Below are 18394 nucleotides of genomic sequence, written 5' to 3' on the forward strand. Positions count from 1 at the left end.
CATATCCATTGGATTCCCTCCCTAAAATTAAGAGCGGAATTCTAATGCTTTTTAGTCAGCCAGCAAGTCCCGTGCGTAACATGAGTAAAGTAAGTTCTTCGTGTTTATTGGAAAAACATATTAGTTGACTTTAAGTCAAAAAGAGGCCTAAACCCACACTTTTTTATAGTGTTGAGACACGTTCAGAGGATATTTTGCTTTTTTCCAATTTCTCTAAAAGTTCGTTAGCCAGTGTAGCAGGATTTCCTTTTGCAGTATTAATAACAGCATCAAAGTCTATTCCTTCTGGAATATTAAGCGAAACACGCTCTTGATTTTCAAAAAAACCAAACCGATTAGCTAGCTTACTATATTCTTCAATAGTTTTTTTAGAGCCTATGCGTGGTAAATCATCGGAAGTTAATTCCAGAGTATCATCGTTAAGTTGCAATTTAACCACACGATCTGAGTTAGTTATTATCTGAACTTCTTCGTCGTAACTTTGTTGTAGTGCATCCAGGTCAACAGGGTTTTCTAAAAATAAGCGATCACCATTTTTGTCCGTATTTGCATGTTTATTAACCATATAAAACAGTTCATTTCTTGAGAGCACGTGCTCAGAAGAATCATCAAATAATTTATCTGCCGTGACTAATGTTGCTAACTGATGAAATGGAAATAATCCTACCCGTTTATCCATAGGATTATCGATGTCAGCTTTACGATTTCTCTCTTGAATACGCTCACTTAATTTCTGCACAGGACAATAAGTAAAAACTATAGAAATGGTCAATGTTTCACTTGGATTTTCTTCACTATATTGCTGTGCACGCCTTTGAAAATTTTCTAAACATTCTTTGGCACTCCCATCTGGATCTGGCACAAGATCAATAACAACGGATTTCCCGGAATTGCCTTTGTCGAAAACTTCATCATAAAGCATCACCATGGCATCACCAATTTTGGTAACCAGACGTAAGTCTTTAGCCAGTTTAGATATTTCGCTTTGCATAAATCCTGCCTTTGTCAGGACATCTTCGAGGTTAGGAAGCAAAGGATTAGGGAATTGATGAGCCGTAATGAGATGACCGCCTTTGGATATAGTAAGCACTCCTGTACCGCATAATGTTAAAATTTCATCTTCAGTCATTAGTGTTTGAAGGTTTTGTATCACATCCGATTTATCGAGTTTCTCAAACATTAAGGACTTTAGCTCACTCGGACTCATATTAACAATTTTACCCACCACTTCATCAATGCTCGATGATTTCCATCCATATGTTGTAACCAATTCTCTGCACAGTGATGTTTTTCCTGCGGTTGATGATCCTAATAACAAAACAACATGCATGATAAACCTCTTTAATAGGGGAACAATAGATACAGTATAAGCTCACTTAGCATAGTTAAACCCATATTACTCTGTCCATGAATTATACAAAAAAGATGCTTGATTTTTTTCTAATTCAATTTGCTTTGCAAAAAATTTACATTGAATGAAATTTTCTAAATGGCTTTTGATAAAGTTATCTATTAGATTACTCAACCTTATGCAAGCTAAGTATTAAACTTCTATTTTTGTAAGTTACAGATTAGTAGGCGACTTAATTCAGAATTAACACTTTTGGTAGTTATGGGGATTTGGTCGCACTTCTGTCAGAAGAATACTTACAGAATCGAAAAAGAAAATAGACCCAAAAGGAATACCTCAAACATTAATAGAAAAATCCACCATAGCTGAAGTTTGATATAAAAATGAGAGAGAGTTGTAATTGAATAAAACAGATAAACGAATCCATGGACTTGATGTATTACGATCAGCAGCCATTATGTTGGTGTTCATGTATCACTATGTGGTTTTTGTTAGCCGTCAACCAACTTTTGGTTTTATAGATGAGATCGGATGGGTTGGGGTCGATTTATTTTTTGTTTTAAGCGGTTATTTGATTGGGAATCAAATTTTTTCACCTATTGCTAATCAACGAGAATTTTCATTTAAAATTTTTTATTCTCGACGATTACTTAGGACATTACCCACCTATTTATTTGTATTAAGTATTTATTTTTTGATTCCGAGTTTTAGAGAAAATGCTATATTACCACCTCTTTGGAAATTTTTAACATTCACACAAAATTTTGGTCTTCAAACAGGTACAGCATTCTCACATGCTTGGTCATTATGTGTTGAGGAGCAATTTTATTTAATTTTGCCAGCAATGGCCTTAATTATTTTATATAAAAAATCGATTCATCACGGTTGGATGATTCTGTTTGGATTATTACTTATGGGAATAATTTTACGAAGTTCTCTTTGGATTTATTATAGTCAACATGCAAAAAATCATTTTCACGCCCTTTATTACACAAAAATATACTATTCTTCGTTTTGTCGTTTAGATGAGCTTGTTTTCGGTGTTGCAATTGCACTGATACGAAATTTTCATCAGAATGTATGGGAAAAAATTACGAAAAAAGGTAATTTAATTTTACTATTTGGGATTATTAGCAGCGGAGTAAGCTTTTACTTGTTTATTCAAGACCATTATAGCCTGTTTGTAACGGCCTTTGGTTATCCCTTATTGGGGATTAGCTTTGCTTTTCTAACTCTTGCAGCTCTTAGCCAAGACTCTTATTTATATAAAATTAGAATACCTGGCACTTCAACTCTGGCTGTTTGGTCCTATGCTATCTATTTGATCCATAAACCAGTCAGTGTACTCATCTACCGTGCATTTTCAAAATTTGGAATTGATCCGTCTGGTCTTATCATGATACTGACTATAACTTTTGCTAGCATAGTCGCTGGTTGGTTGCTCTATACTTGCATAGAAATCCCTTTTTTAAAACTTCGTGAGAAAATTGGGAAAAAGAATCCCAATATGGGAGGAGTGGATGCTACTTCGATTGTAAGGACATCCAATTAGTAATGACTTGTAGCTGAGCTTAAATTGAGTTAAATCCAACAGGAAACGGTCCTTTTCGTCAGGATCCCGGCCGAACCTCCATACTCAGTTTTTGAAAGGACATCGCCCTCTTCCCCCGAAAAGTATTATTATAATAATATTCAAATTCCTTGCGCGGGAGAAGGGGCTGCTCAAAAGAACGTTAAGATTCTTATAATGAGCAGAGCCATAACAGTTCATAACAACTCATCGATAGTTTTAAAAATAAGAGGGGATGATCTCTTTAAATAAAGTAGGAGAATTTCCTCCCTTTTTACTTTCCGTGGTAAAAAAGAACCTTGAGGTTTCACACATCATTTTAGAATCCATGATAGGAGAAGAAAACTGAAAATTGTTTTCGTTAAAATATTCAAATAGTTTTTGAATATTTTTAGGTGTAAAGCTAGCAACAATTTCATGTTCATTGATGACTTTGTATTTTGTTATATCAGTTCTTGCTAAAACTTCTTTTATGCCATTCATCGCTTGAAGATCATTTGGAATAAATCTTATAGTTAATTTTTCCTTAGCTCCATATGTAGATAGGCTAAAATAAAGACTCTCAATGCCTATTTTTTTTAATTCACTCTGAATTGATTCATGGCTTACTGCAAGATTAAGTGAGGCAATTCTTTCTTGAAAATATTGCTTATTAATGGTGGGTAAAAAATCTATGGGCCGAGTAATCTTTTTATCATTCTCTGACAAAAACTCAATTACCGAACGCCCATCCTTAACCCAAGCAAGACATTTAATCTTAGTGTTGGTTGGATGAGCAAAAGTATATTGATAAGGATCTAAGTTGACTAATTTTATATTTTTTATCGCATTAGTTTTCAATTCATCCGCTAATTGATTCCCCAAAATAATATCTTCTAAGAGGATTGAATCGGATAAAATTTGCTCTAAATCATCAATTATTGCTTTGATGAATTTATCTCTATACCGAGAGCCTTCATCAAACGAATGAATAAATACCTTCATGCCCTTATCAGAATTGCTGACAATGACATCAAGAATTAAATCAGCATAATCCAAATTTCTTGGTTTCAATTTTAGTAATTTGTTCAATATAAATTGAATTTTTTTAATTATTTCTTGATCAAGTCCTGTATAATTACAGTGTATAACAAAATCAACTACAGGCATTGTAAGATTATTCCATTGCTGTATATCTTCCTCATAGGGTGTTATTTGGATTGAAAGGGTATTAGGAGGCAGCCCAAGTTTGTTAATCGAACTTTCAGTTTCTGAGATATAAACCCCGTGCGTCGTAATATGAGCTTGAGCGAGAACTTCTGTTTCACTAAGAATACTCAGACCTTTTTCTGGGGAGTATCTATAAAACGCTCGAAGAGGATAACCTAATTTTGATTGTAATAATAAAGCAGCTTTTGCTGATTTTTCTGTATGACCAACAACAATACCGACAATACCTTCTTCCTCATAGGTAGTAAGTGCCTCATTGTGACTAAGAGCTGGTTTCCCCCAATAATGAAGATCTTTGTCGGGAATAAGTTCTGAGGCAATTCCTTTTCTGCGCGTCTCCATTTCCATCATTTTTTCTCGAATACCATGAAGATCTTTTTTATCTTTACTAAAGCCAACTTTAGAATCATATTGAAATGTCCCATCAGCTGTACTATGACTCATGACATTTTTTTTATATAAATAAGGTACCAAAGTCCCTTGATGATGTGGGTTAATCATAACAAGCACATCACTTCCAAAAAGCTCTGTAGCTACTTCTTTCATCAGAAAAGAACATGGGCGCCATTTAAAGCCTTTGGGGGCCCAAATTTTGTCGTTTTCATATTGTTGTTCAAAAAATTTTTTTAATTCAGCAGTAGAATGAATACTATACTGATCCAATACACGTTTGTTTTCTTTTAATACTTTTAACTCATTATCCAATGCAGTATCTTTCAATCCACGCACATAGCAACCGTCCGTTTGGTAAAGTTTCATACCTAACTGTTGTTCGGCTATACCTTTAAAAGCGGGCAAAGGATTTATTCCAGCAATAATGCTGTTTACTTTAGGGCTATTTTTGCGATTATAAAGATCCAATAATGACAAAGAAGAAATATCTATATCTGAGAAAGTGACCTTTTTTCCTTCACGTAAACAAGCAAACAAAATTACTTGCAATAACATATTCTTTTCTGCTTCAAGAGCACTTAAGTAACAATTTGGAGAATATTCACATTCGCTGTGTAGATTACCTACCTTACCATCACCCTCAAAAATATTCAGTGTTTCTAAGTGATTTTCAATGATTTCATCAAGCTCCTTTAAAAAAGGAGGAACTTTTCGTAAGTCATTAAAAATATCAAGATACTCTTTATCAAAATGGCCTTCTGCCACAACACGAATAATATCAAGACAATCAGCATCATGTATTAACTTTTGATAAATATTTTTTGTTTCTTTAGTCTCTGAAGATTTCTTATTTTTACCAGCCTCACCATCTTTTTTTTCTATTGCTAACGCAATAGGCCCTACGGCATCTAATGAAAATCCGAGCGATAACATATCACTTTTAAAATTTTCTGCATGGGCTTTCTCATCACCTTCAATTTCATTGATATTTGCAGAATCATGATAAATGGCTGCTAGTTTAAGTAATTTAATCCTTTCTAAATTCAAAGAAGAGCCATCTGTTGTTTTTAATACATTTAAATAGTTAGGAGCATATTTTTGATATAATTCAATGAACATTTCTAAGTTAAGCGCAGCACTGCTGACATGTAAACCGCCATGGCGCGGTCTGTTGATCTGCGGTTTTATATCTATTTGTCCAGGATATGGGATTAAATAGTAGCTTTCAATCGCTGCTTGGGCAAGTTCATGAAAATGACTCTCTTTAGTTAAATTTAACTGTTGACATTTCTCAATAAAAGTCATGAAATAAATCTCCAACATTTTAAAACATGTTGATTATACCAAAACTAGTCCAATAATATGGACTCATACCTCCCTATTTTATGAATCCAATAAAAAAACAGAAAAACCCTTGAGCAATGTATTGTATTAGGAATCGATTGGCAAAAGATGTTTTCAGCACAATTAAAATCAGAGCAAAAAAAATGTTGCTCCAATGTTAGTGCCTAGTCTAACCCCATTTTGACAGATTCTGTTTGTGTTGGGTCTTCATGATCACGAAGTACTTTCAAGGTATCCCGTATTGATTTTTGTTTTTGCAGAAGTGGTGTGGAGGGTAATTCATTAGGAACAATATGTTCTCTATTCGCTACATCTTGAGAGGAGTTTTCAAATTGTATTACACTGACGAATGATTGGGACTCTTCTGAAAATGAACTAACATTTTGTTTCGTCTCAGAACTGATTACTTTCTCGATCTCACTATTTTCATTTTTTATACTGAAAAGTGATTGATTTACCATGCACGTTAATTCAATTGTGTTTAATATAATCGTCTTTTCTGTTTCATTGAGTTGAGAAAAAAGACCTTTGCCGTTAGATGGACCCAAGGTATCTCCATCCAATGTATTAATTTGCTTTGTAAAGATAATATTCAATACCTGTTTCATATTTTCTTTATCGGTATTGTTTTCTAAGAATTTGATAAGTGATAAAACGTTTTTTGCATTAATAGTTGTATCATTTCTTATAGTTATAGAATCAAGTTTTTCTATATTTCTAAAAAATTGTTTCTTTTGTTCTAAAGTAAAATCCAACGGATTGAGAAACTCAAAAGCTTTAATAAGATCGCTTGCTTCTACAATCTCAAGTTGCTCCTCACTATCATCCCAACAAGATGACCTTATAAAGCATTCATTTATTGCTATGTCTGGGGTAATTATGTCTAAATGTGGATGCTTATACTTCAGTGAAATAATTAGTTTTTCAAAATTAATTGACTCCTGGTTGGGGTTTATTTTGCGAATATTATCCTTAAGATTTTGTAATATTTGAGCAACTTCTTCATTACTGGCCGCCAATAAATAGGGTTCTAAGTGTGTCATAAGTGCGTGTTCAGTTATCCATATATCTCTTTTTTCAACTGATCCAGCATCTGCAAAAAAATCTTGATTTAATATTAAGTGATTTAAAAAAACATTAAATCGTTTGGGTAAACTTAAATTATCAATAAAATCAATACAACCACCTATATTCTTAGTTATATCCTTAGACCCTAATAAATATTGTCTAAACAGCCCCATTTCCTCTTGTAAATTGGTTTTATTTTCTCTGTAAAATGCAGCTACTTTCTCTGAGGACACACCACGATTTTTAAGCAACGTAAACCAAGTATTCAAAACAGGAAATTCTTTTGTTGAACTGATTAATGAATCATATAATTTTACATGCCAAACAACTGCTTGATAAAAGGGAATCTTTGCTAAAGAAAGACCCTCCGAAAAACTTTGATTGCCTGTAAGCATACAAACTGGTTCGGATGCCCCCATCAAGGCTTGCATCGATTGTGGATTGAGGGGAAACGGATTAATGATACGAATCACTTTATTTGACTCACGTTCTTGCGCTTCAAACTCCTCTTTAGTAATTTTTTTGGCAGTATACTCTGCACCTTCTTGCTGATACATATAATACTTAGGTTGCTCAGCGCTACCCGTGTTAGAGTAACTAAGCAATACTGTGCCACAAGTTTTTAAGTTATTTATAAAATCTGCAGACATTAATACTGCAATTGTGTTTTGTTTAATCACGTCCTTTTGGATTTGAGGCATAAGCGGCATGATCATATCAATATGTTTCATTTCCGAATTTTCATGTGCGGCATAAGCAATAAAATTAGCGGGACTTGCACCATTTCGAGCTGAAGCCATTTTATTAAAATAACCAAAATATAAACCACTATTGGGATTTAAATCATCAGGAAATTTTTTTCTATCATTGGGATGAATTCGTGAAAATAACTGCTCTTTATTAGCCTTTTCCTCCTCAATATAAATCCCAATATTATTGCATCCAAATCCAGAACTTAAATATATTGTCCCGGGAATTGTATCTATAAATTTTTTTCTTTTTTGCTGATTATGTGCTACATCATGCTCATATTCTGTCATAGATAGAACCGGTTTTTGGATGCTTGCAATAAGTTGTGCTGTCTTAGCGTCCATAAAGTGCGGGGTAGGATAAACAATAATGAAATCCGCATCATTAATTGTTCCTTTTATCTGTTTTTTTCCTTCCTCTGTTTGATATCCATGGATGAGTTGATGGTTTTGGTTATCTTGAAATAAAGCCTGGACCCTTTCTTTGTATTTAAGTTCTACATCTACAAGTACTTCTATCTGAACTTTCTTTCCTTTTTGTTTCGCTTGCTGTGATAAAATCTCTTGCAGTTTTGCGGCAGAACTAGGATCACCTAATGTTCCTTGAGGGGCATGAGTAAGAATTACAATTTTTTTCATGATACTGCATCCTAAAATCAAAAATAGTTCATTAGGAACATTATATGAGTGCCAACATTAAGCATTTCTTATGTCGATTTATCAGATCTTAGAGCTTCATTAAAAAATACTCATAGAGGGTAAGGAATGGATATCTGAAACATTTTTCTATTTTTTTTTGCAAAAATAGACTGCTGGAGCCTTTTAAGAATTTATTGTCATTGCAGAATTTTTATTTGTTAAATTGAAAGGAGTTAAGATTATGTTAATAAATAAAAACTATAATGAACATGTATTGACCATCACCTGTTTCAATAGGAGTATATATGCTTGAGATACGTGATCATGAAGTTCTTTCATATCAAAACGATGATGCTTTGCTTGACTTAAATATGGTGCCTGATATTGATACTCAAATCACTCAGACATTAATAAACCTCATTGATAGCCCTGTAAAAAGTTTAATAATTCAGGGTAGCGAAATGACTGTTCTTCAAGCACAAAAAATACTTGATTTTCTAAAAACACATCAACAAATTACACTGGATATTACTCTTCCAGAACATTTGGAAAACACTAAAATACAAATTGAATTGGACAACCTTATTTCCAATCATCGTTTAGAAAAGAACAAACAAAAGTTAGAAAAGAACCTCCCGCAAACACAGTCTACGTCAAAAAAGCCAGAAGGAAGAATACTTCCTAAAGGAAAAATAATACCTCGAATTGAAATTACTCTACATGAAGAGATGAGTACAGAAATTCAATCAATATCAATAAATGAAGTAGAAAGTCCATCGACCGTACTGCTAACGAATGATTTACCTAAATTGGATCGATCCCCAATTGCCACTCAGATTGTTACTGATATTTTGTCACTACCAACTCAGAGAGTGAATCTGTCCAACTGGAAAGAATTAACGAACAGAAAAGAAGCAGAAAAATTTAAAAAGGATCTAGGCCTTCAATTTAATAAAGGGAACCACCCGTTACCCGAACTTATAAAAAATAATAAGGAATTAGTAAAAAGTTTTACAATATGGAGTACAAAACTTAAATTTGATAAAGAACAATACAATGCGCTTCTTGATGTTTATGGGCAATATGGAGCACCTGGACTAACGCAGTTATTTAGAGCATGGGATGAGTACAATCAGGATCCTTACAAAGGACCTGTATTCATAGATACATATGCCTTTTTATTTAAATACATGCCCACCTTTTTACCTTTTATTGGCAATAAAGAATTCCAAGATACGCTTTCTAAAATAGCCAACCTCAGCAAAGAACATCGAAGTTGGTGGATGGCTCTTATCCAAAATCACGGTCGTAAAATTGGCTACAGTGACTTACCTGGTTTATTTAAACAATTTACTGACACAGTGAACACCATCGAACAGATGGGCTTAAGTTTTCACGAAATAAAAACGATTAAAGATGAAAAAGAGCTCTTGCCTACGCTTACTGCTTTCGTAGATCTTTTAAATAAGTGTCGCCCACAAGATCAAGCCGTTCAATGGCAATGTATCAATAACATCACCATTCCCGAACCTAATAATTTCCATTTTATTATTCCAGAAATGCAAGTAGAAACTAATTTGGGAGAAAGAGGAGAACTTGAATGGGTAAAAAGGTTATTAGTACAAAATAAAAATAGCAACCCAGAATTGGTTAAACCCGCATTTTATCGTTATCTTGCTACTCAAGAGCAACACCTACCTTTGGATCAATATAGAAAAATTATTGATGAATTGTTTTCAAATCAAGAACTCAATAATGAAGCTAAAATACGTATGCTTTATATTTTAGCCAAATCAACAAGCACGAATGCTAAAACAGGTTTTGATGCCAAAGCCGTACTTGAAGAATGGGAAAGCTTTCAAACAAGAATGATAAAACTCGATTCTCTAGATCGACTTAAAGCGAATCGTAGTACCATGGGAAGAGCATTATTCTCGAAAGGCATCGATGCGCAAGGAGGAACTCCAGCCGTACGTATTCAAACATTAAAACCTATTATGGACATGCTTGTTACTCCGCCCATGAGTTATTTAAACAAATTATTGAAACTTTCTGAATATAAATTTCTCGATCCCAAACTTAGTCTATTAGAGTTACAAGCAGTCCAAGCGGACATGATGAAAAAAATGGATAAGGCAGCCTCACTCTATAAAGATTATCCTGAAAGTATGATGCATGCAATTCGTCTGATTAAAACAGAAACCATCAAAGCAAACAATGATGGTCAATATTTTCCTGAACCCCAGGATATCACTCTTCTAGAACAATTCATTAGCGCCTGTGAAGTATTGACCGATTCGAACATCAATACAACGAATCCTCCGGAATTAAATCCCAAAGAAGTATTATTGCCGCTGCTTACTGCCTTTCATTTAGAATATGAAAACAAAACACGATTAGTCAATGAAATCATTGAGCCCTATAAAAGAAGACTCACTAATCCAAATAATGCTCAGTATCAAGAAAAAATTCAAAACTTGTTACCCTATGGCTTATCCTTATTACAATTAATCCAAAACAGAGACCATCCTAATAGAATGGACTATGCAGTATTCAATAGAATCCAAGATGATTTAATGAATCTGATTTGCCGTTCCGAGGCAACAACTAAAAAAGAGATTCGAGAATGGATGCATGAACACTATGGTAAACACTTTAGTGGAACAATATTACTCGATCTTAAAGACGCAGTTAATTTTAGTGCACTTTTCAGAGAACTTGGGTGTACTCAAAAAGAGACATGTTTGCTAATTGAACAGATGGTCAGTAACTTTGATAATGAAGAAGAAAAAGATCAACATGAAACTCTTGTAAAAAGCTTAGTGAGTCTCACAAAAACTTTAACTCCTGATCAAAAAATACGATTTTTTGAGTTCTGTCAAGAAGCATTTAAAACTAATGGACTGTTGTCACGCAACCAACATCCTGGCCCACCTAGTTATCTGACACAATTTAAGACTCTTGTTGATAATATTACAAACAATAATTCCTTTGATGAATTTGAACAATATATGAATCTTATTCAAGAGCATCGTTCAAATAAAGGTGATGTGACTAATTCCCTTGCAAAATGCAGCTACTTACTGGATATTCTTTACCCCCAACTTATAAAACAGCAAATCGCACGTAAGGAAGCATTTAACTTTTCAGCCGAATTAGTCTGCCTGAGCATGCCTGACTCACTCAATAAATATCATGAGAAAGCAAAAGTCCCTGCAGTACTGGATTATCCGAACGAGTTAAATGAGTTAAGGGATTCCATTTTTGATTTAATAAACAATACTAACTCTGGCATTAAATCAATCGATAAACTAAAAAAAATTAAACAAGATATTGATGTAATTTTAATGCTTTCAGCAAATAACAAAGAATACTTTAAGGACTGTCAAGCAATCAGTGCTCGTATTACTGAAATCATCAAAGCAGTAGAGGAGCGTTCTACACAACAGCAAAATAAAAACCTTTTTCAAAATGTTTTAAACTATTTTTGGAAAACTTCCCCTCGCACTGATGACGCAACTGAGGAAGAATTAGCCAGCTTGGAATCACTTGGCCTCATTCCAGGATTGGTAGAAAAGGAATCAAATACATACAAAGATCTCCAGACAATCAGGAATAAAGAAAATCACAGTTTCCAAAATATTGTCCTTCATCTCCATGCGAAAAAAAGAGAACTAATTCAAAAATATAGCAATATTGCTACTCGTGCGAATCACTTTATTAGCATGGCTCTTAAAAGTTCGCCAGATAATGTGAGCAAAAATCATAACGATATATGTCAACTTATTGATAAATTGGTTGCTCTTGATCATCAAAACCTTATTTTAAGTCTCATGTACCACTATTCAGGAGGTCTTCCTGATCGCGATGTAAAAGATTTAATCGAATTATTTAACTCCAAAGAATACAATGAATTACCTCTAAAACTGCAAAAAGATTATATTAATGCTGTAATCACGCAAATGAATAATTCAGTGAAATGCAGCAAGGCAGATGTTCACACTTTTCTTAAATTTATTCATGAAAATAAAGAAAATAACTCAATCACTCAATTCCTTCACAATTATTATCAACATGCCCCATTCCCGCCCTTATCCACCTTTATAGAGTGGACTACATCAGTACGATCTGGAGCAGAAATATCTGAAAGAACAGTTGAAGAAAAATACAAATACTTCGACAAACATCCTTGTGCCATAACCAAGCATGATGGACGTGAAAGAGAAAATGGATTCAAGCTCAATGAGGCGAAAAAAACTCTGAAACAGATGCCCGAAGTTCAAAAAATATTTACTCAAGACTATCTTGATGAAATTAAAAATGAACAAGAACGAGTAAGAGATTTATCTACCCAACAAATATTGGACCAACTTAAAGTATTTAAAGAAAGACCGCCTGCAAATCATATTAAAATGGTTATGCTCACAGCAGAGTTATTACATCGATGTAAAGGTCGTCCTCCGGAATTTGTGGGTAAAAGCCAAGTACCTGGACGTTCCTATGAGCTGAATACCACTCAAATTATAGCCATTCTTTCCCTCTTGGAAACAGGTAATAAAGTTACTGCTGAAATAGGAACCGGCGAAGGAAAAACACGAATCATGATGATTCTAAATGCCTGTCAATTTCTTAAAGGCAAAACTGTTGACTTCTTGACCAGTAACTTAGCTCTTGCAGAACGTGATTACCTTGAATCATTGCCATTCTTTAACTCTCTGGGGGCAGAAGTTAATTTCATCACCTCTTCATCTAAAATTGAAGATTATAAAATGGGTGGAATTAACGTCTCTGATCCTGAAAATCTTTGCCTGTTTCGTAATAAAGCATTCAGCCAAAATAAATCGGATCAAGTACTTAATAAAGATCCTGAAAAGCGAGCCTTATTACTGGATGAGGCCGATGTAACTTATTTTGATGTTGCAAATTTAAAATACAATTACTCTTCAACAATACCGAAACAAAATATCGATTTGCTAGCACTTTTTCCATTACTGATGGATTTTTTTGCTCAAAGTGATACTGAAAAAACATACTTAGAAAACAAACAACGTTGTAATGAACAATTACTCACCTTTATTGAGACAAGAAACACCAGGTTATTCCAAATTATTAAATCAATACCTGTCTCACAACTAGAAAAATGGCAAGATGCAGCCTATACAGCTCGTCATTTAGAATATAATGTTGATTATACTGTTGTATCCGATGCCACCACACCCACTCCACTTGGTGATAAAAAAGTAGCTGCTGCGATGTGCCTCATCGGTTCACGTATTAGTAAGAATTCTAATTTTGGTGATGGTGTGCATCAATGCTTGCATGCCGAACTCAATCGTCTCATCAAAGCACAAGACCCTAATATAGAAAATCCATATCTAAAAGAGGCGCTTGAACAATGTAAAAGTAAGAAACGTTTTTTTAATATCGATCCCATAAGAAAGATTACTTTTACTAGTTCTTCTAATACCTTACTTAAAGCCTATAACCATGGAAGCTTACATGCAGTAACTGGGACTATAGGTTCAAAAATGGAACAAAGAGAAGCTCAATCTGAATTTGGAACGCAATTTATCTATGTACCAAGACATAAAGGATTACGTCGTTTTGATCGCCCTACTCGCATTACTCAAAATGAAACAAAACAATTAGATGCGTTAGTCGATCATATCTTGGAGTCGAGAGCGAAACATCAGCCAATTCTTTTGATTTGTAAAAATGACAATGAATCTAAAATACTTCATGATAAATTAGAAGAGCGTTTAAAATCAAAACGAAATCAAGAGGGTTTGCCCAAACTGACTCGTATCCATGCGGGGATCGATTATGATGAATCTATTTCCGAAGCAAATTATATTAAAAATGAAGCTGGAAAACCAGGCCAAGTCACTATTACCACTGAGATGGAAGGAAGAGGTGTTGATATTGAACTCAAAGAGAAAGCGCATAAGTCAGGGCTTAAAGTCTTACTGACTTATCTTCCTCATGGAGAAAGAAGTTATGGTCAAATTATCGGCCGATCTGGACGATATGGTGCTATTGGTGAGACACAAATGGTTTTGAACCTCAATGAACTTAAAAAGGATTTTGGTATCAACCAAGTTAATACTGATTTTTATCTTAATCCTGAGGACTTTATTAGAAAACTGCAAATTTTTGCAACCCATACGAAAGAGCTTCGCCGTCTGTTCCATCGTGCTTATGATAATTATTTATCTTATTTTTCAGATCGTTATGCTACACTTCAAACTGAAGATAATGATTTAACAATAGCTTGGAGCGAGTTTTTAGAAAACTACAATCACAGTAAAGACCTCACTCTTCAAGTAATTGAAGCTCAATTAGAACAAAAAAACCCAAATATCGACATTATTCATGAGCAACTGAAACAACATAATCTAAAAGCCCAAGAACTTTGGCGCGAATTTACAGAACAATTACCCCTAGAGCAGAAAAATATAGATCAAAGCACTCCTATCCAAAACATCAAAACACCCAGGCTGTTGAAACGATGGTTAAGCGAATTAAAACAAATCAAACAAGATTCTGTAATCGTTGAAGATGTTCAAAAAGTACGGCTACAAGAACGTTATGATCCTACTGCCGCTGGTAGCGTACAAATTGTAAAAAATCCAAGTCTGCTCGTCGGATTTCTTGCAGACATTCGTGCTGCATGGCGAGGCGAAGGAATTTTATTTCCCAATCTTCGTGCCTGGTGGGCAGGACAGCTTTCTTTTGCTAACTTCCTTAGCCAACTTCCTTTCTTTCGTTGGATCATTACCCCTAAAGAGGAAACACATATTATTAAAAAAGAGGTTCCTGCTTCCCATGCAATATTGTATGAAAAATTAGCCGATGAAAAAGAAAACAATTCTTCTAAAAAAAATAACGATGATATAGAGACAGAGGAACCGATCCATTCATTGCCCTTGTTTCAACAACCAACAACAAAACCAGTGCAACAAACTGAAATGCAACAGGAACAAAATCACAATAAAATACCTTAACCGTTCAGATTGACTCATAGAATTATGATCTTCTGTGTCCCTCCTTTAGAAGCACGTAGCCATCCCCGCGTTGCGGGGGTACAATCTCCTAAAAATAATAATGCCCGTAATCAATTCTGATTTTTATTAATAATTTTAATCGACCTAAGGTAAAAAATATTTTAAATTTCCTACTTGATAAATTAGGGGTATCAACATATTTAAATGCAGTTGGATAACAAATTTTTTCATGAGTAAAAGGTGTATCGTATGAGTAATTTAAAAAGAGGCATTAGTCAGTTTATTTTTATGGGAAGGTGGTTACAACTTCCATTATATTTAGGTCTTATTTTAATCTTGGCTGTGTATGTTTATCGTTTTGTGTATGAATTGTTTCATTTAATAGTACATCTTAACAGTTTTGATGATACCCTCATCATGTTAGGTGTGTTGGATCTTATTGATGTTGTCATGATCGCTAACCTCCTGATTATGGTGGTCATGGGAGGGTATGAAACTTTTGTCTCCCATCTCGCGTTAGATTCACATCCTGATCAACCCGAATGGCTTGATCATCTCGATGCAGGGGCTATGAAAATAAAATTAGCTCTTTCATTAATTGGCATTTCATCCATTCACTTATTGAGAACGTTTATTGATCCCAACAAACTCAGCAATTTTTCTGTAATGTGGCAAGTCATTATTCATTTAACCCTGCTCATTTCTGCTATAGCAATTGCTTTAACAAATAAAATGCTTGTTCAAAGTAAAACCCATTAAAATAATATTCGTGTTTGCAATTCGTCAGTGCGGCGAATTGTAAATACCCTAGCCAGATACCCTTATCTTGCGACTAGTGCTGAAGTTAAAAATAAAAATCCGGTTGATTCTTTGCCCTAGTCCATCATTGATCTAAAATAATGCGCTCATGAATCTGATAACTCACAAACGCATCATTGCCTCTTTTAATTTTGAAGTTGATTCAAGGGATCAGAAGGCTGTTGAGTTTCCGGCTTTTCTTTTCTGGAAAAGAGGGAAAAGTTCGACATAACCCCGATTTTTACTTTCTGACTGTCTGCTTCGGCAATGACCCGGGTAAGCGCATCAGAAGAAGTATAGGCTCCTGGATTCATCAATGCTCCAGTGTAGGAATAAATGGCATTGAATTTTTTATCAGCGATCACTTGATTAATTACAGTCACCATTTTGGACACACTCTCATTGACAGTGAGACGTGCATTTTTACCACCCATATCTGTTTTTACCCATCCAGGAGAAATAGCAAAAGCGCCAGGCGCCTGAGCGAGTTTTTCAGGATCATCGCTAAAGGTATCCGCCCAGTTTTGAACCATTTCTTTGCAACGACTATAAATCATGATTTGTCCCGCTGCTTTGGTCATGGCAAAAGCATCCAACCCCACCACTTTTGTACCAAGGGCATGAGGCGAAGTTAAATAGACAATACAGGCGTTTTCATTTTTCAATTTATCATTCAAACCAAGGATAAGCTGCAATGGACCTTCGAGGTAGACCTGTTTGCAAAGTTGGTATTCAGACCAAAAGGTTTCAGGATTTAAAGGCAAAGCCTCCAGCAGGCGCACATTATCATTTCCCGTGGTCCCGGCATTCAATATCAGGAGATCGATCTTTTCTTCTGAAAGATGGGTGGTAAAGTTCTGGATTTGTGCGGGATTAGTTAAATCAAGCTCAGAAAGAACTAAATTTTCACCATACTGTTCCTGATAATTGATTAAATCAGTCAAATCACTGGTTGCCCTATGGGTGGCAATGACTTTATAGCCTAACTCCAGATATTTTCCTACAAACCCCAAGCCGAGACCACGAGTTCCACCCACTACAATTGCTGTTTTTTTTGTCATTTATAATCCCTCAATAAAAATTGTTTTAATAATCTGTGTTGTTTCTGATTTACAAAGTGATTGTCTCCTCCTGTTTCATTCAATTAAATTTTTTATCCTTCGCTTTGCTTCTAGATCCAGTTTTTCATCGTTTAAAAGCATGTCGAAAACTCTTTTTTGATGCTCTAGGTCTTCGCCACATCTTTCTTCCAGCGCTTTATTCCATCTTTTTACAAGATCTTCAAAGGACATATTTCCGGCACCATTCAAAAGATCGTGAAATCTGAGCCGCCAATAAGCATCAATACTTTGTTTCAGCCATGCGACCATTTTAGGCGTCAAATTCATCTCTTTCAGACCCAGTCCTTTAACCAAACCTTTTTCAAATTTTTTGGTTCGAAAATGCGCATGTTTCTTTCCATAAAACTTGTTGGCGATCCGCATGCATTTTTCACCAAGATGAATACCTGCTTCAGAATCTGGAGATACGCTAAGATGGGAACGAATTTCCTCAACCAATTTCATCCAATTTTTTTCAAATAAGATTTTTTGTTTCGAAGCATCTGTTTTTGTTTTAAAGTCAGCGTATTGCTTCAATTCTTCTGGAGTGAAAATTTCCCTCTCCCATGATTGTTGAAGCTCGGTATTAATTCGATACATTTCAATCAATTGAATCAATGTCTCCCATGGAATCACTGTTCCTTTACCTTTGGAAGCAATCTTTCTTAAAGTTTTAGCTCCGTTCAATAATGTTTTTGCTTTACTTTCTAGCATCTGAGCCTGTGCCTTAAAATGTTCAAAGGTATCTCCCGGCTCATTAAGTAGCAGTTTGATTTTGCCGAGTTCAAAGCCAACGAATTTCAGCGCAATGATCTGCTGTAATTTCAGCAAATCCTGTTCAGAATAAACGCGATAACCATTAGCCTGACGCAAAGAGGGTTTTAAGAGTGAAATACGATCATAATGATGCAGTGTTTGCACCGATACGCCTGTCAATTCACTTAGATTTTTGACAAACCATTGAGTCATTTTTTGTGCTCTCCTTATCTCGAAAATAAAAGATAAGGTCTATAGTAACTATAGTGTCAAGCATTTTTTATTCGGGGGGATTTTTTGTATTCGTGAACGATCGTTCCTCGGATATTTAGGCGTGTTATCACTGTCATTGAGCTGTCGATAACTCAACAAAGTGTAATTTGGATTTTCTTCTGCACGTACAACTCTTTTGC

The 18394-nt window shown here is 34.8% G+C and carries 8 protein-coding genes; 3 read left to right on the plus strand and 5 right to left on the minus strand.

Translation table 11 applies throughout. The features are described from left to right. Nucleotides 1–163: 163 nt before the first annotated feature. Nucleotides 164–1330 carry a hypothetical protein gene (locus Lsan_RS12980; RefSeq protein ID WP_058514652.1) on the minus strand — a complete coding sequence of 389 codons (1167 nt, stop codon included), beginning with the start codon at nt 1328–1330 and terminating at the stop codon, nt 164–166. Nucleotides 1331–1751: 421 nt separating this feature from the next. Between Lsan_RS12980 and Lsan_RS12985 the strand changes: the two genes are divergently transcribed. Continuing rightward, complete coding sequence (locus tag Lsan_RS12985; RefSeq protein ID WP_065236306.1) at nt 1752–2903, plus strand: acyltransferase family protein; 1152 nt, start codon at nt 1752–1754, stop codon at nt 2901–2903. 237 nt (nt 2904–3140) lie between these two features. On the opposite strand, the gene Lsan_RS12990 is transcribed toward Lsan_RS12985, so the two are convergent. Both Lsan_RS12990 and Lsan_RS12995 read right to left on the minus strand, forming a co-directional pair. Further along, nucleotides 3141–5828, minus strand: a complete 2688-nt coding sequence (locus tag Lsan_RS12990; RefSeq protein WP_058514653.1) for a hypothetical protein — start codon at nt 5826–5828, stop codon at nt 3141–3143. A gap of 203 nt (nt 5829–6031) precedes the next feature. Next, entirely contained in the window at nt 6032–8323 is a 2292-nt protein-coding gene (locus Lsan_RS12995; protein ID WP_058514654.1) for a hypothetical protein, read from the minus strand. 305 nt (nt 8324–8628) lie between these two features. On the opposite strand from Lsan_RS12995, the gene Lsan_RS13000 reads away from it, so the two are divergent. Continuing rightward, the gene (locus tag Lsan_RS13000) at nt 8629–15327 is read left to right on the plus strand and encodes a preprotein translocase subunit SecA (protein WP_058514655.1); all 6699 of its coding nucleotides are present in this window, start codon (nt 8629–8631) and stop codon (nt 15325–15327) included. Nucleotides 15328–15576: 249 nt separating this feature from the next. After that, nucleotides 15577–16086, plus strand: coding sequence for a TIGR00645 family protein (locus tag Lsan_RS13005; RefSeq protein ID WP_058514656.1), 510 nt, complete (start codon nt 15577–15579; stop codon nt 16084–16086). Nucleotides 16087–16271: 185 nt separating this feature from the next. Here the strand turns inward: Lsan_RS13005 and Lsan_RS13010 are convergent, their stop codons facing one another. Next, nucleotides 16272–17186, minus strand: coding sequence for an SDR family NAD(P)-dependent oxidoreductase (locus tag Lsan_RS13010; RefSeq protein WP_058514657.1), 915 nt, complete (start codon nt 17184–17186; stop codon nt 16272–16274). Between the two features lie 75 nt (nt 17187–17261). Beyond that, the gene (locus Lsan_RS13015; RefSeq protein ID WP_058514658.1) at nt 17262–18194 is read right to left on the minus strand and encodes a MerR family transcriptional regulator; all 933 of its coding nucleotides are present in this window, start codon (nt 18192–18194) and stop codon (nt 17262–17264) included. Nucleotides 18195–18394 lie beyond the last annotated feature (200 nt).

The organism is Legionella santicrucis (assembly GCF_001468135.1).
GTDB classification, from domain to species: Bacteria; Pseudomonadota; Gammaproteobacteria; order Legionellales; family Legionellaceae; genus Legionella; species Legionella santicrucis.

Excerpts from the sequence above, each read along its gene's own strand:
- Lsan_RS12980 (WP_058514652.1), bottom strand. The coding sequence starts at position 1,330 with ATGCATGTTGTTTTGTTATTAGGATCATCAACCGCAGGAAAAACATCA.
- Lsan_RS12990 (WP_058514653.1), bottom strand. The coding sequence starts at position 5,828 with ATGACTTTTATTGAGAAATGTCAACAGTTAAATTTAACTAAAGAGAGT.
- Lsan_RS12995 (WP_058514654.1), bottom strand. The coding sequence starts at position 8,323 with ATGAAAAAAATTGTAATTCTTACTCATGCCCCTCAAGGAACATTAGGT.
- Lsan_RS13000 (WP_058514655.1), top strand. The coding sequence starts at position 8,629 with ATGCTTGAGATACGTGATCATGAAGTTCTTTCATATCAAAACGATGAT.
- Lsan_RS13005 (WP_058514656.1), top strand. The coding sequence starts at position 15,577 with ATGAGTAATTTAAAAAGAGGCATTAGTCAGTTTATTTTTATGGGAAGG.
- Lsan_RS13010 (WP_058514657.1), bottom strand. The coding sequence starts at position 17,186 with ATGACAAAAAAAACAGCAATTGTAGTGGGTGGAACTCGTGGTCTCGGC.
- Lsan_RS13015 (WP_058514658.1), bottom strand. The coding sequence starts at position 18,194 with ATGACTCAATGGTTTGTCAAAAATCTAAGTGAATTGACAGGCGTATCG.